The sequence below is a fragment of the Staphylococcus sp. FSL W8-0271 genome (assembly GCF_038006605.1).
Classification (GTDB): Bacteria; Bacillota; Bacilli; order Staphylococcales; family Staphylococcaceae; genus Staphylococcus; species Staphylococcus cohnii.
In genome coordinates this window covers 856,194-871,776 of the sequence record NZ_JBBOVM010000001.1, presented here as the reverse complement: position 1 = coordinate 871,776, position 15,583 = coordinate 856,194, and the positions used below count along the sequence as shown (strand labels likewise).

At 32.3% G+C, this 15,583-nt stretch carries 19 protein-coding genes and 1 riboswitch; of the genes, 3 read left to right on the top strand and 16 right to left on the bottom strand.

What is annotated here, in order from left to right:
• Positions 1–98 precede the first annotated feature (98 nt).
• The 3 genes from NST87_RS04240 to csoR all read right to left on the bottom strand — a co-directional run bounded on the left by NST87_RS04240 (position 99) and on the right by csoR (position 1,025).
• Complete coding sequence (locus tag NST87_RS04240) at positions 99–239, bottom strand: Lmo0850 family protein (RefSeq protein WP_002482742.1); 141 nt, start codon at positions 237–239, stop codon at positions 99–101.
• Between the two features lie 271 nt (positions 240–510).
• The gene (gene csoZ, locus NST87_RS04235; protein ID WP_019467999.1) at positions 511–717 is read right to left on the bottom strand and encodes a putative copper chaperone CsoZ; all 207 of its coding nucleotides are present in this window, start codon (positions 715–717) and stop codon (positions 511–513) included.
• 14 nt (positions 718–731) lie between these two features.
• Positions 732–1,025, bottom strand: coding sequence for a copper-sensing transcriptional repressor CsoR (gene csoR, locus NST87_RS04230; RefSeq protein ID WP_040030626.1), 294 nt, complete (start codon positions 1,023–1,025; stop codon positions 732–734).
• Positions 1,026–1,165: 140 nt separating this feature from the next.
• Here csoR and cls point away from each other — a divergent pair, with 140 nt between their 5' ends.
• Both cls and NST87_RS04220 read left to right on the top strand, forming a co-directional pair.
• Positions 1,166–2,650: a cardiolipin synthase gene (cls, locus tag NST87_RS04225; RefSeq protein ID WP_019467997.1), complete on the top strand. Its 1,485-nt coding sequence runs from the start codon at positions 1,166–1,168 to the stop codon at positions 2,648–2,650.
• Between the two features lie 236 nt (positions 2,651–2,886).
• Entirely contained in the window at positions 2,887–3,531 is a 645-nt protein-coding gene (locus NST87_RS04220; protein WP_019467996.1) for an HD domain-containing protein, read from the top strand.
• Between the two features lie 255 nt (positions 3,532–3,786).
• On the opposite strand, the gene yidC is transcribed toward NST87_RS04220, so the two are convergent.
• From yidC to NST87_RS04185, 7 genes are all read right to left on the bottom strand, one after another.
• Positions 3,787–4,656 (bottom strand): membrane protein insertase YidC, encoded by an 870-nt coding sequence (gene yidC, locus NST87_RS04215; RefSeq protein ID WP_019467995.1) that lies wholly within the window; start codon positions 4,654–4,656, stop codon positions 3,787–3,789.
• An 86-nt stretch (positions 4,657–4,742) separates the two neighbouring features.
• Positions 4,743–5,381: a thiamine phosphate synthase gene (gene thiE / locus NST87_RS04210; RefSeq protein WP_019467994.1), complete on the bottom strand. Its 639-nt coding sequence runs from the start codon at positions 5,379–5,381 to the stop codon at positions 4,743–4,745.
• 2 nt (positions 5,382–5,383) lie between these two features.
• Positions 5,384–6,163 carry a hydroxyethylthiazole kinase gene (gene thiM / locus NST87_RS04205; RefSeq protein ID WP_026034745.1) on the bottom strand — a complete coding sequence of 260 codons (780 nt, stop codon included), beginning with the start codon at positions 6,161–6,163 and terminating at the stop codon, positions 5,384–5,386.
• Positions 6,156–6,977 (bottom strand): bifunctional hydroxymethylpyrimidine kinase/phosphomethylpyrimidine kinase, encoded by an 822-nt coding sequence (gene thiD, locus NST87_RS04200; protein WP_340721347.1) that lies wholly within the window; start codon positions 6,975–6,977, stop codon positions 6,156–6,158. Before thiD ends, thiM begins: the two co-directional genes overlap by 8 nt.
• Positions 6,970–7,659: a thiaminase II gene (tenA, locus tag NST87_RS04195; protein WP_019467991.1), complete on the bottom strand. Its 690-nt coding sequence runs from the start codon at positions 7,657–7,659 to the stop codon at positions 6,970–6,972. The genes thiD and tenA overlap by 8 nt, the downstream gene beginning before the upstream one ends.
• Positions 7,660–7,739: 80 nt before the next feature.
• Positions 7,740–7,837: riboswitch (TPP riboswitch) on the bottom strand.
• Positions 7,838–8,121: 284 nt separating this feature from the next.
• Positions 8,122–8,790 (bottom strand): transglycosylase family protein, encoded by a 669-nt coding sequence (locus tag NST87_RS04190; protein WP_046467856.1) that lies wholly within the window; start codon positions 8,788–8,790, stop codon positions 8,122–8,124.
• A gap of 444 nt (positions 8,791–9,234) precedes the next feature.
• A complete protein-coding gene (locus tag NST87_RS04185; protein WP_019468308.1) occupies positions 9,235–9,654 on the bottom strand; it encodes a single-stranded DNA-binding protein in 420 nt (139 codons plus the stop codon).
• A 189-nt stretch (positions 9,655–9,843) separates the two neighbouring features.
• On the opposite strand from NST87_RS04185, the gene NST87_RS04180 reads away from it, so the two are divergent.
• On the top strand, positions 9,844–10,284 hold the full coding sequence (locus NST87_RS04180) for a YwpF-like family protein (protein WP_019468307.1): 441 nt from the start codon (positions 9,844–9,846) through the stop codon (positions 10,282–10,284).
• 51 nt (positions 10,285–10,335) lie between these two features.
• Here the strand turns inward: NST87_RS04180 and fabZ are convergent, their stop codons facing one another.
• From fabZ to atpG, 6 genes are all read right to left on the bottom strand, one after another.
• Positions 10,336–10,773, bottom strand: coding sequence for a 3-hydroxyacyl-ACP dehydratase FabZ (gene fabZ, locus NST87_RS04175; RefSeq protein ID WP_019468306.1), 438 nt, complete (start codon positions 10,771–10,773; stop codon positions 10,336–10,338).
• A gap of 58 nt (positions 10,774–10,831) precedes the next feature.
• Complete coding sequence (gene murA / locus NST87_RS04170; RefSeq protein WP_019468305.1) at positions 10,832–12,097, bottom strand: UDP-N-acetylglucosamine 1-carboxyvinyltransferase; 1,266 nt, start codon at positions 12,095–12,097, stop codon at positions 10,832–10,834.
• Positions 12,098–12,198: 101 nt separating this feature from the next.
• Entirely contained in the window at positions 12,199–12,432 is a 234-nt protein-coding gene (locus NST87_RS04165; RefSeq protein ID WP_019468304.1) for a DUF1146 family protein, read from the bottom strand.
• A gap of 416 nt (positions 12,433–12,848) precedes the next feature.
• Entirely contained in the window at positions 12,849–13,253 is a 405-nt protein-coding gene (locus tag NST87_RS04160; RefSeq protein WP_019468303.1) for a F0F1 ATP synthase subunit epsilon, read from the bottom strand.
• Between the two features lie 18 nt (positions 13,254–13,271).
• On the bottom strand, positions 13,272–14,684 hold the full coding sequence (gene atpD, locus NST87_RS04155) for a F0F1 ATP synthase subunit beta (protein ID WP_019468302.1): 1,413 nt from the start codon (positions 14,682–14,684) through the stop codon (positions 13,272–13,274).
• A 21-nt stretch (positions 14,685–14,705) separates the two neighbouring features.
• Positions 14,706–15,572, bottom strand: a complete 867-nt coding sequence (atpG, locus tag NST87_RS04150; RefSeq protein ID WP_019468301.1) for an ATP synthase F1 subunit gamma — start codon at positions 15,570–15,572, stop codon at positions 14,706–14,708.
• Between the last annotated feature and the right edge of the window lie 11 nt (positions 15,573–15,583).

Genomic DNA, 15,583 nt, shown 5'->3' with positions numbered 1-15,583 from the left:
GACTGACTGTCAATATAACGATAAGAGGCTGAGACAATAAAATTGTCTCAGCCTCTTAATTTTTGCATATATGCTTTATTCTTAGTATGGGTAACTCACTATTTCAATTCGTTAGCGGCTTTCACAGTCGTTGGTAAAGTATGCATGACTTCTAATCTTGATTTAGTTTTCTTTATGTTTACCCCTAATGATGATAATAGTTTAACTACATTTTGAATCTTTTCGTTATCTTTACTCATATCATCACTCCTAACTTCTAGCTTCTAGCTTCTAGCTTCTATTCTATTTTACCCTATTTATTTACAAATTACTACATGTTATTGAAATTTCCTTTATTTTTATAAAAAAATTTTTGTTTTATTACGTAGTTTTAAAATTTTCACTTAATAATTATTTTAACTATTAAAATCCAAAAGTAGAATATAACTCAGTGTAAGTTTATTGATAATTTCATATCAATCTTTTATGAAATGATTTGAGTAAGATAACATTTCTATGGCATAGGCTAACTTAATATAAAATATCAAATCCTAAATCATATAAGTCTTTTTCTAAATTGTTTAAACTTGCTGGTGTTTCAAATTCTATAAACACTTGAGCTTTTTCAATATCAACTGAAACATGGTTCACACCGATGATTTGTGATAATTTATTTTCTATTTGAAGCTTATCTTGTTTATGATTTATTTTACTTAAATATATAATTTGTGATTCCATTAACGTCACCTGATCTAATCTTTCATTAACTTTTGAAAAGTTACTAATAACTCATCCATCGCTTCTTGTTGCTCACCTTGATTAACTTTATCCATGATACAACTTTTCATATGATGATCCAGCAGTTTCGTAGCAACACTGTTAAGTGCTGATCTTGTCGCTCTTATTTGTGTAAGTACATCATCACAATATACATCTTCATCTATCATACGATTGATTGCTCTCACTTGACCTTCAATACGATTTAAACGGGATTTTAAATTTGATTTAATTTGTTCAGAATGATGCGCTTTTTGCAAATCGGCCATGATTCAACGCCTCCTATTTATATATATTTATAATATACCCCTACAAGGTATTAGTCAAGTGATAAAAACGTGGTACCATGTTACAATGATTAAGAATTTATCAATTGGAAATTAATTGAATAGCAACTTGGAGGTTTAATATGATAGATATTTTTGCTATAACATACAACCATACGAACGTCATCATTAATGTCATTCTGATTGGCGCATTTATATTAAACCTAATCTTTGCATTTACAATTATCTTTATGGAGCGACGATCTGCAGGTTCTGTTTGGGCATGGATATTGGTTTTGGGTCTTATACCTATTTTAGGTTTTATCGTATATTTACTTTTTGGTCGCCAAATCCAACGAGAACATATCTTTAGTTTAGATGAAGAAGATAAAGTCGGCATTGAAATGATTGTAAATGAACAACTAGAAGCCTTGAAAAATGATGACTTTTCAAAAGGCAATCATCAAATCGTGAAATTTAAAGATATGGTACAAATGTTATTGTATAATAATGCGGCATTCTTAACTACCGATAATGATATAACCATTTTTGTAGATGGAAAAGAAAAGTTTGATTCACTCATTGAAGATATATATAATGCCAAAGATTATATACATATTCAATACTATATTTTCCGTAATGATCAATTAGGAAAACGCATATTGACAGCATTAGAACATAAGCTTAATGAAGGTGTCGAAGTGAAAATGCTTTATGATGATATGGGCTCTAGAGGTTTGTCAATTAAAGACTTTAAAGCTTTTAGAAAAAAAGGTGGACTCGTAGAAGCATTCTTTCCTTCTAAATTACCATTAATTAATTTGAGAATGAACAACCGTAATCACAGAAAAATTGTTGTTATCGATGGACATATCGGTTATGTAGGTGGTTTTAATGTCGGTGACGAATATTTAGGACTTAAGAAAAAGTTTGGCTATTGGAGAGATACACATCTCCGAATTGTTGGAGATGCTGTTAACGCTTTACAACTACGCTTTATGCTAGACTGGAACTCACATTCAACACGTGATAATTTAAAATATGAAGAACGCTATTTTCCAGATGTAGATTCAGGTGGTACAACGGGTGTACAAATTGCTTCAAGTGGTCCTGATGAAACGTGGGAACAGATAAAATACGGTTATTTAAAAATGATTGCTTCTGCAAAGCACTCCATTTATATACAATCACCTTATTTTATACCTGACCAAGCATTTCTAGACGCTGTTAAAATTGCGTCATTAGGTGGTGTGAATGTTAATATCATGATACCTAATAAACCAGACCATCCTTTTGTTTATTGGGCAACATACAATAATGTTGCTTCTTTATTAGATGCTGGTGTGAATATCTTCCACTACAATAATGGTTTCTTACATTCTAAAACACTCGTGATTGACGATGAAGTTGCAAGCGTTGGTACAACAAATATGGATCATCGTAGCTTCACATTAAACTTTGAGATAAATGCATTTATCTATGATACACATATTGCTAAAGCTTTAAGAGTGGCTTTTGAAAAAGATTTAAACGTTTCTTATAGACTAACGAAAGCATTATATGAACAGAGAAGTTTATGGGTCAAATTTAAAGAAGGCATTTCAAGGTTATTATCTCCTATTTTATAGAATAATTAGTAGTCCGAGGCTTATCATATGTCTCGGACATTTTTAATCTTAGTAATTGCTCGCGGCTAAAATAAAATGTGTTTCTTTACATATGAATTTTTAGAGTATATACATACTTTTGGGTCATTCTTATATAGCTATACAGCGTTTTATCTTAAAAATATTGATTTTTTCTCACTATTTTAACCTCAAATTTTATTTATTAATTTAATTTTCTCAAAATGGAGGCACTTTTTATGACGGATAATGACTTAATCTCTAAAGCACAAGACTATATGACATCTTTTCACTGTGATGATACAACTGGACATGATGTTGCACATGTAAAACGTGTTACAAGATTGGCAAAATATATTGCTATGAATGAACAACAAGGTCATTTACTCACCATTCAATTAGCAAGTATTTTACATGACACCATAGATGAAAAACTTACTCATACCAAAGAAGCAAAAATAAAATTAGTACAATTTCTTAATCATTTGGAACTTGATAATACGGTACAACAAAATATATTACATATCATTGAACATATAAGTTATAAAAATGGTAAGAATGATCATATTCAATTGTCAATTGAAGGACAAATAGTTCGTGATGCAGATCGTTTAGACGCTATTGGTGCAATTGGTATAGCACGCACGTTTCAATTTGCAGGTTATTTCGGCGAACCCATGTGGGTTGAACATCCATCTTATAACATAGACGAATCTAATCAACCATATTTTGAATGGGAGCCTTCTGCAATTAAACACTTTTATGAAAAATTATTTAAACTTAAATCTCTTATGCATACTAAAACTGCAAAAAATTTGGCACAGCAACGCCATGAATATATGAAAAGTTATATAGATACCTTTTTTAAAGAATGGTATTTTTAAAATCTTAATTATGGTACTTAATCACAAGCCGTATTCTTTGGTAGTAAAATAGAAAAACTGCTTAATGATTGTATCCAAGTGATGTGGCTGCCACAAAACCAAACACAAAAATGAAAAAGGCAATTTCTATATTATTTCAATAGAAATTGCCTTTTTTCACTTGTCCAAGGACTTTATGTCCCTGACGCTTCATATGCTTTATACCTGCTATTTATTATGTACCAGGTTTGTCATTTTAATTAATGATATGACGCACTATTTCTTTTTAGATTTCTTAGATGCTACTTGTGTATTCTTGCCTTTGCTAGCTTTATCAGAATTATTCTTCTTCATTGCTTCAATCATTGGAGCAACTTCTTTTTTAGCAAGGTTAGAATAATACATGTTAGCAACTTGAGTTTGTACAATCAAGAATGCCGCACTGACTGACCAATAAAGACCTAATGCAGACGCAGAACTTAAAGAAATCCAAACAATCATAATTGGAGAAATAATCATCATCATATATCCCATTTGACGTTGTTCATTTGGCATACTCTTACTTGATACAAATGCTTGTAAGAAGTATAAAATACCAGCGATAACTGTAATCCAAATATCAGGTTGTGACAAATTGAACCATAAGAAATTTGGATGTTCAGTAAATCCACCACTTGAAGGATATTTTAATACGAAGAATAAGCCCATAATGATTGGCATTTGAATTAAGATTGGTAAACAACCTAACATACTCTTCATTGGATTCATATCGTATTTTTTATATACTTCCATCATTTCTTGGTTTGCAGCCATTTTTTCTTCTTGCGTTCTTGAACGCTTAACTTTTTCTTGAACTGCATCGATATCTGGTTTTGCAACCTTCATCTTTTCTCGCATCATATGACTATTTTTATAGTTTGATAACATGAAAGGCAATAATACAACACGTATTGCCAATACAAGTACTACTATTGCTAAACCATAATCATTGTTAAAACTTGTTCCCAACCAATGAATTAATTTGTCCATTGGTTCTACAAACGTATTAAAGAAAAATCCATCTCTATTTTCAGGTTTAGAATAGTCACAGCCTGCTAATAAGACCATTACACCTAATAATAAAGGTAGTAGCGCTTTCTTTTTCATTTTTCCACCTCTAATGATATATTCACATAAAATTTATTTTATCATACTCAAAGGAAAGTAGAAAACAAAAAAAGAAATTTTCCGCATTATTCAACAGTTTGTAAAAATTGTTGTACAGTTTCTGAGATATTTGAACTTTTAGCGATAGCTGAAATGATTGATAATCCATCTGCACCATGATTCATAATTGTTTCAGCATTTTTTGTATGAATACCTCCAATAGCAACGATTGGAAAATCTTGAACTTTAGTTCTTAATGTTTGAATCATTTCTGGCCCTACTGGAGCTTTAGCATCTGATTTTGATCCAGTATGATACATTGGCCCAACACCGATATAATCAACATTGGATAAGTCCGATACTTGATATTCTTCTAAATCACTCACACTAAGTCCTATTATTTTATCGGTAAATGCACTAGCGAATATATCTACATTTGCGTCATTTTGTCCTACATGTATTCCATCTGCATCTATCGCATTTGCTAAGTCTACATCATCATTAACAATAAAAGGAACACTGTAACTCTTACATAAAGAGAATAATTTTTGTGCAAGCTCTATTTTGGCATTTCCAGTTAATGAGCCTTCTCCTTTTTCTCGAAATTGAAACATTGTAATCCCTGATTCTAAGGCATCAGTTACAACATCTATGATTGATTTGTCCTTTGGTATATCTTGCGTTCCACAAATAAAATATAGCTTTAAATACTCCTTATTAAACATAGTTACACCTCTTGCTTATTATGATATTGTACATATGTTTCAAAAGTAATGTTATATAATGCATTTAATAACTCTACTTTAAAAGTACCAGGTCCTGCTGAAATTTGTTCGGCTTGTTCAGCAGCGATATTATATAGAGAGACCGCTTCTATTAATGCATTTATGGATGGATCTTCCGATTCAACAAAACTTGCAACTATAGCTCCTAATAAGCAACCAGCACCAGTTATTTTTGCCAATAAAGAAGATCCGTTAGATAGTTTAAATATGCGTTCATTTTGAGCAATGATATCCTCTTTGCCTGTGATGACAATCGCTGTATTAAAATGTTCAAATGCTTCTTTTGCAATTGATACTGAATCTAAACTATTGTCACTGTCAGTTCCTTTCATTTTTGTATCACTGTTAATTAACGTTAAAATTTCAGAAGCATTTCCTTTAATAACAGTAACTTTTATTTCATTCAGGAACTTTTTGCAAAAATCCTTGCGATATTGTGAAGCACCTACAGCAACTGGATCAAATATAATCGGTTTGCCAAGTTGGTTCGCTGTTTTTGCGATTTTTAAAATATCTTGTTCTCTTTCTTTTGTTAACGTACCGATATTTATTAACAATGCTTTTGCAGCTGTCAGCATATCATATGCTTCTTCAGGCGCCTCACTCATTGCTGGACTCGCACCAAGACTTAACAAACCATTCGCAGTAAAATTTTTCACTACATCATTCGTATAACATATTACAAGCGGTTGAGCCGCCCTTAATTTTTCCAAATTATTCATCATCTAAACCAACTTCCTTCATATATGCAAAATGGTTTACTGGTCCACTACCAAAACCAATTTCAGGTGTATGTTTAATACTAAGAGAAATAAATTTTTTTGCTTTTTGAACTGCATCAAACATAGATTTACCTTTTGCTAACTCTGCAGTAATAACGGCTGAAAAAGTACATCCCGTACCATGTGTATGTTTTGTATCGTATCTTGGCTCTTCAAAAGTATACACATCATCTTGTGTAAATAAATAATCTATAGATTTATTTTCATCATTTGAATGTCCACCTTTTATAACTACACCTTTACTACCAATTTCATTGATAAATATATTGCCAGCTTGATAAATCGATTGTTGATCATTAATAGTAATGCCTGTAATTTCCTCAGCTTCTGGTAAATTAGGTGTCGCTATTGTAGCATAAGGCAATAAAATATTTTGTAAGTTAGCTTTGGCATCGTCATCCATTAGTGAATCACCACTTTTCGCTAACATAACCGGATCAATGACATAAGGAATATCATCATATTTTTTTAAATATGTTTGAATAATCTCCATCATTTCCTTTGATGCAATCATACCAGTTTTCAAAGCATGTGGCAGTTCATCGGAAAATATACTTTCCATTTGCTCTTCTAACCATGTTGAATCTAGATTATGAATGTGCTGTACACCTTTGGTATTTTGGGCCACAATACTAGTTATTGCGGCCATACCATATACGCCACATGCATGAAATGATTTCAAATCTGCCATGACACCTGCGCCACCTGTAGGGTCTGTTCCTGCAATCGTTAATGCTATTTTAGGTTTATTCATTCGTTTGACCTCCATATAACCAATTTTCTTGTATATATGCCATATTAAAGAAATTTCGTTCATGTATCGTACTTTGTAAGAAACAAGCCTTTATTGCCTCTTCCTCTTCAACAGAAACATTTTGAGTTAACCGATCCATTAAACCATCGAAGATATTTACCAATTCATCCATTTCTGTACTATAAAATTCAAACCATTTTGATAAAATTGAGTCTTTATTTAATGCATTATCTTTCAATGCTTTTTTAGCAATCACCTGATACACATACGGACATGGCGCCATTGCTGCAATTGTATAAGCTGCATTTTCTTTTGAATAAGCATTGAAGTACATATGTTTGATATAATGATCTCCACTTGGTGGCCAAACTTTTTCTTGGACGATTTCATCATAGTTTTCTTGTACGTATGCTGCTAATATTTCATGTGCTTCTACTTCACCATCAACTATAAATTGAATTTGTTCTACTAAAAATTGGACTTCTTCCAATCTATTCATTTTTGGTATTAGCAATGCATATATATTTGCAAATTCTTTTAAATACGAAGCATCTGCTCTTAAATAAAATTTCAAAGCTTCGTTAGAAATCGTACCGTTTAACATTTCTTGAATAAATGAATCATTGTAAATATCCTCAATAATTGGTTTTGAAGCTTCTTTTAATTCCTGTGAAAATAACAAATTTAGCCCTCCTAATTAAAAAAACTACACCCCCATAGGAATGTAGTTTATTAATAAATATATTAGAGCAATTTCCCAAATATTAATGAACGCTACTTTCCTACGTTGGTCTTAACCAAATCAGGTTATAAGGGTCTGAATTTCTCATCTCAGCCATTAGGCTCCCCTAGTAGTTTTTATGATGTATTTATATAAAACATATCAAAGTATACCACCTATTGCAATAAAATGGTCTATATCAACTGAAACCAATTAATAAAAGAGTATTCATGATAAGTATTCACTCCAAATAGTTATACAAAAATATAATTATATTAGCATTTATATACCTCCGATATTTGTGATAGAAAAAATGAGTTAGGCTCTAAGTTTACCTAAACTATTTTCTATAAAATAAAAAAGCTAAGACAATAAATTGTCTTAGCTTTGTATAATAATATAATTTAGTATATTAATGTTATATTATGCAGTAACCCATTGTGAAGCGCCAACTTCGTTATAAAGTTTTACAGCTGCAGCATCTTGTACTGATTCTGGTGCTTCTGTTGGAGATACACCTTTATATTCAGCTGGTGCTACTGAGTCCCAAGTACTTTGTAAGAATTGGTATTTACCTGCTGCACCTGATGATGGGTTAACAGCTTTTAAGTCGCCGCCTGATTCACGTTGAGCGATTGCTTGTAAATGTGAATTAACATTTACTGAAGAACCACTTGAAGCTTCATTTGAGCTTGATGATTGAGTTGAAGCTTTTGTAGTTGCTTCTTGTTGTGGTTGTTGTGTTTGTTCAGTTTGTGGAGCAGCTTGTTGAGCTGGTTGCTCAGTTTGAGTTTGTGCTTGTTGTGGTTGTTCAACTGTTGAAGCGTTAGCGCTTGAACCTTCACCATAACTCCAAGACCAAGTTTGTCCATTTGATTCAAAGTTATAGTTTAAACCATTGTAATTAAAGTTATAACTATATGAACCTTCTTGTACTGGTGCTGCATTTAATTGTTCTGGGTTAGATTGAGCTAAGTTTGCTAATTCTGCTTTATCTACATCTTGTTCTGCTGCGTCAGCTGAGTTACCTGCTGCGAATCCTGTTACACCTAATCCTACTGCTAATGTTGAAGCTAATACTGTTTTTTTCATTTTTAAAAATTCCTCCTATAAGGTAAATAATTTTTTCGTTATGATTAATTTGCAATTACAACTATAACATCTTAAAAACAATAGCAGGTTACAGTCAAATAAAAAAGTACACCTTTTCTTTACACGGGGATTACATTTTCAAAATAGTATCAATGCATTACTTTTCACTTCAGAAACTGCTATGAAAGTTTATATTAGTAATAATAAAAATTATGTTGTGTAATAATATTGTAATTTATCTGATTATTCTGTATTATATCAGCATGAATTTCAGCTTTTTTAATAATGGATATGTGTTCTATATAGTATGTATATTAGCTATTCCTATTGAATCATTTTTGAGTTAATAGGAATAGCCTGATAGAAGTATAATTAAATAGTAGGATTAAATGTATATTAGATTTGATGGGTTAAATTAACGGGGAGTTGGGAATGCCTGAAACTTTATACAATTTCATAAATATCGTTTTCCTCTAAATGAAAATTATTAATAAGTTCTTGATTTGAGGCTATTGGAAGTGGATCAAAAAGTGCTTCATCTTCATTTTTAGACCGTGGGGACATAAATTTAATAGTTTCAATAAAAATTTCTGATACAAAATGCATCTGTCCTTCTTTTTCAAATTTTCTCGATTGCATTTGTCCAGTTATACCAACTAATGAGCCTTGATTGATATATTTTTCGACATTATTAGCAATTTTTCCGAATGCCTTACAGAATAAATAATCACAAATAGTTTTTTGATTTTTATCTTTATAGTTTCTTGTAACAGCTACGCAAAATGTAGCTAGTTTATTTCCCTCCTTCTCATAAATTTTAGGGTCCTTTGTTAGTCTCCCTACAATGACAATACTGTTAATCATATGTCACCTCCTTTATAAGCTAATCATAAAAAATTCATATGATTTCGTCAAAACACATTTTTCAAAATTTAAAATAATAATCGATTACTTATTTCTACTTTTTTCACCTTTCACATAGAAAATTACGTTATAATAATAATATAAATGCATTTTTTGTAGAGTTTAAATTAATTAAATGGATGTGAGACGATGAAAACATTTAAAGCCGTTCGATTTCAAATCGTATCAGAGAATGGTGGCGTGACTGAGTACGAATTAGAAGATGGTGTCATCATCAATAAGGAAAATAGTGGCACTGGCTGGTTGCTTGAAATCGTCATTTCAGATTATCACTATGAAACTATGAAAGCATATATGGAAAACGAGACATTATTAGATATACGTGTTGTTATCACTAGACCTGCGAACGATCCAGCTTTGTTTGATGCAACGATTAAACATATCATCCAACTAGAAGATACAATTTCTGTTGTTTGTGAATGTCATATTTACACATTGAGACAAGTTTACGCTGAAAGTTTATTAGAACAATTAATAGATGAAGGTTTAACTGGCGACGACTTGAAGAAGTCATTTAATAGATTGATGCAATCTAAACCAAGACTTAAAGATGAAAAAATTGATAAATAAAAAATAGTGTCACAGTCTGTTGAAAACAGTCTGTGACACTATTTTTATATACTATTTATCTTGCAAAGCAAATGTTAACTCACAACTACATGCTAATTGTCCATCAACTGTTGCTTTAGCACTACCCTTACCTATAGGGCCTCTGAGTTTCGTTATTTCAACTTCTAAACGCAAAGTATCTCCAGGGGTTACTTGTTTTTTAAAACGACATTTATCGATACCAGCAAATAGTGCAAGTTTACCTTTATTTGCTTCGCTATTTAACATAGCAACTGCACCTGTTTGGGCTAAAGCTTCAGTAATTAATACACCAGGCATTACAGCATATTCTGGAAAATGACCTTGAAAGAATGGTTCATTACCTGAAACTTGCTTAATTGCCACACATCGTTGACCTTCTTCGTATTCTACAACGCGATCAATTAATAAAAATGGTTGCCTATGTGGAATAATCTCTTTTATTTGGTTGTAGTCAAAAATTGTTTCCATAATTTGCTTCCTCCAACTATACTTCTATCTATTTCCGATTTATTAATATATTATAACATTAATTTTGTGTTCTTTTGATATCAGCACCTAATGCTTTTAATTTTCCATGTAAATCAACATATCCTCTGTCTAAGTGCTTTAATTCAGTAACATATGTTGTACCTTCAGCAACTAAGCCCGCTAAAATCAGTGCAGCTGCAGCACGCAAATCTGTTGCTTTAACTTGAGCACCTTGAAGTTCACTTTTACCTTCAATTTTTGCACTTCTACCTTCTACAGTAATTTTAGCATTCATTCTTTTAAATTCACCGACATGCATAAATCTATTTTCAAACACTGTTTCAGTTACTACTTTGTGTCCATTAGCAGTTAATAATAACGCCATCATTTGTGATTGCATATCTGTAGGAAATCCAGGGTGTGGAAGCGTTTTGATATCTACTGGTTTCAATTCGTTTTCGACACTTACACGAATTGCATCATCAAGATATTCTAGATTAACTCCCATTTCTTCTAGTTTATATACTAAGCTCGTCATATGTTCTTTGATTGCACCATTTACTAATACATTTCCTCTTGTAATTGCACCGGCAATTAATAATGTACCCGCTTCTATTCTATCAGGTATAATTGAATGCTCAACGCCATATAAAGCTTCAACACCTTCAATCGTGATTGTGTCAGTACCGGCTCCTAATACATTTCCGCCCATTTCATTAATATAATTAGCCAAATCAACGATTTCTGGTTCTCTTGCAACGTTTTCTAAAACAGTTTTGCCATCAGCTAAAGAAGCTGCCATTATAATATTTTGAGTCGCACCTACGCTAGGAAAATCTAAGTGAATCGTTGTACCTTTCAATCCATTAGTAGTGTTTGCGTATATAAAACCGCCATCCATATGGATTTCTGCACCTAGCTCTTCAAAACCTTTAATATGCTGTTCAATCGGTCTAGAACCGATAGCACAACCACCTGGTAAAGCCACTTTGGCATGACCTAATCGTGCTAATAATGGCCCCATAACAAGAATACTTGCTCTCATTTTACTTACATATTCATATGGTGCTTCTTCATTTAATTGTTTCGTTGCATCTACTGTAACTTCTTCTTGCTCTTTATTATAAGAAACATCAGCATTTAATGTTGATATTACATTATTAATTGTTTCTACGTCACTAAGTGCTGGTACATTTTTTAACTTGCTCACGCCTTTTGATGCTAATAGTGATGCTGTCAATACTGGTAATACTGCATTTTTTGCACCTGAAACTTTCACTTCACCAGTTAATTTTTTACCACCATTAATTTCTATCTTATCCATCTTAAGTCCTCCACTTAACTACTTATAAATTGCCTTTAATTTTCAATCAAACTTACTATTAAATTATATCGATAATCATGCGTAATATACAATTATTTGAATTATTGTGCCAAATATTTTATTTGTGTAGAAAATTGTAACAAATCTACAATAAAATTACTGACTGACGTTCCGATTAGTATTGCTAAAAATATCATACAAATTTGAACTTGTACTGGAAAACCTTTTTTAAAAAATTGTTCCAATCTCACTGCATTCAATGCCCAATAAGCAATACAAATACAAAGGACATGTAAAATGAGATGTACAATTGAAAACTGTCCCAAATATTCCATAAGTTATTCTCCTTGCTAAACACTATTTATATATTTTACACGAAACACTATGCAAAAGATACTTAATAATGAGATAACTGACATTTAAATAATAAAGCGTCAATTTATTATTATTTTCCCATTATATATGACATATATGCATAACAATTAAAATTAAATATTTTTATTTGTTTTAGTCATTTATCAATTATTATCTTCCTTTATAAATGATTATGAAAAATCATATGTAAAAGTAAGTTTTCATAAAAATTATTTTAATATAGTAAATACATGCTATTACTTAAATCAATATATCACTGATAATCTTAGGCTAAAATTTTGATTCTAACATGTCTTAATCAGAAAATAGAAAAAGTCGACAAAGTATAAAACTTTGTCGACTTTTTTGATAAACGTAATAGAATATCTTATATTCATTATTGTAATTGAGCGACACGAAGACGGTTATTAGCACGATCTAATGCGCGTTTGGCTCTATTTATGTCACTGCTATCTTCTTCATTGTTTAAATGAGATTCTGCTCTTGATTTTGCTAACTCTGCTCTAGCGACATCAATTTCATTCGCAGGCTCTGCAGTTTGAACAATGATTGATAATTTATCTTGTCTTACTTCAACAAAACCTTCACTCACTGCAATATATTCTGAACCACCGTCAAAATTAATTTTGGCATAGCCAATTTCAAGTGCTGCAACTGTTGGAATATGTCCATACATGACTCCGATTTCTCCAGCAGTAGTTTGTAATACTGCAAGAGTGACATCTTCTCGGTCGTAAACAGAACCATTAGGAGTGACAATATTTAGGCTTAATGTATTCATTATCCATACCTCCTAATTTTAAACTTCAACACCCATATCTTTAGCTTTTTCAATTACTTCATCCATACTTCCAACCAGACGGAATGCGTCTTCTGGAATATGATCGTAATCACCATTTAATATTGCTTTGAAGCCTTCTACTGTTTTTTGAACAGAAACATAAGATCCTTTTTGACCAGTAAATTGTTCAGCAACGTGGAAGTTTTGTGATAAGAAGAACTGAATACGACGCGCGCGTTCTACAGTTTGTTTGTCTTCTTCAGAAAGTTCATCCATACCTAAAATAGCAATAATATCTTGTAATTCTCTATATTTTTGTAAAGTAGATTGTACTTCACGTGCTACTTCATAATGTTCTTGGCCAACAATTGATGGGTCAAGCGCTCTAGAAGTAGATGCTAATGGATCAACTGCAGGATAAATACCCATTTCAGTTAATTTACGCTCTAAGTTTGTAGTTGAATCTAAGTGCGCAAATACTGCGGCTGGTGCTGGGTCAGTATAATCATCGGCTGGTACGAATACCGCTTGAATTGATGTTACTGAACCTTTAGTTGTAGAAGTAATACGTTCTTGTAATTGTCCCATTTCAGTTGCTAACGTTGGTTGGTAACCAACAGCTGAAGGCATACGACCTAATAACGCAGAAACTTCTGAACCAGCTTGAGTAAATCTAAAGATGTTATCTATGAATAATAGAACATCTTGTCCTTGTTCATCCCGGAAATATTCAGCCATTGTTAAACCAGAAAGTGCTACTCGCATACGCGCACCAGGTGGTTCGTTCATTTGTCCAAATACCATAGCTGTCTTTTTAATAACACCACTATCACTCATTTCAAAGTATAGGTCATTACCTTCACGCGTACGCTCACCTACACCAGCAAATACGGATATACCACCATGCTCTTGAGCGATATTATTGATTAATTCTTGAATTAATACAGTTTTACCAACACCGGCACCACCGAATAATCCAACTTTACCACCTTTGATATATGGTGCTAATAAATCAATGACTTTGATACCTGTTTCTAAAATTTCAACTTTAGTAGATAACTGATCAAATGCAGGTGCTTCTCTATGAATTGGGTCACGACGCACTGAGTCATCTATGTCTTCATCTAAATCTATCGTATCACCTAATACATTAAATACTCTACCTAATGTTTCATTACCAACTGGTACGCTGATACTATTTCCGCTATCTCTAACTTCTGTACCACGTTTAACACCATCAGTTGAATCCATTGCGATTGTTCGTACTACGTCATCACCAAGTTGTAATGCAACTTCTAACGTTAATTCAACAGTACCTTCTTCTCTTTCTATATCGAGAACTAAGGCATTATTAATTTCTGGAACTTCATTGTGCTCAAAGCGAACATCAATTACTGGACCCATAACTTGTGTTACACGGCCTAATCCCATGCTATTTTCCTCCTTTAATCATTATTCAAGTGCAACTGCGCCACCAACAATTTCAGTAATTTGTTGAGTGATTGCTGCTTGTCTCGCTCTGTTATATTCGATAGATAAATCATCAATGATATCTGTCGCATTATCAGATGCATTTTTCATAGCCGTCATACGTGTAGCATGTTCACTTGCTTTTGCATCTAAAATCGTTCCATATATTAAACTTTCAACATATTGAGGTAAAATAACACTTAATATTGCTTCTTTGTCTGGTTCAAATTCATATGAAGACATTTGACCATGTCCTAAGCTTGAATCTTCCGGAGACAATGGAAGCACAGTTTTCATCGAAGGTGTGTTTTCTAAAACACTTACGAAGTGACTGTAATAAATTTTTACCTCATCCACAATCTCGTCGTTATACAAATCTATCGCTTTTTTAGCAATTGCTTGTATCTCTTTAAATGAAGGTTGATCAGGAACTTCTGTTAAAGAATCATGAATCTCGTATCCTTTATTTTTAAGAAAATCAACACCTGTTTGACCTAAAACTAAGATAGAATATTCATCACTACTACTATGTTTGCGTTCAATATCTTTCATCAGATGTTTCAATACATTTGCATTATATGCACCTGCAAGGCCTTGGTCACTAGTAATTACGATATAACCACTTTTTTTCACTTCTCGCTGTTGTAACATTGGATGATGTGAATTTCTATCCGCACCAGCAACAGCTGTAATTGCATCTTGCATTTTAGCCATATATGGTCTGAATTGATTCGTGTTTTTTTCAGCACGACGCAATTTTGAACTAGAAACCATGTTCATTGCTTTCGTAATCTGTTTCATCTTTTTTGTTGATTTTATTCGTGTATCGATTTCTTTAAGAGATGCCATTATCTCACCAC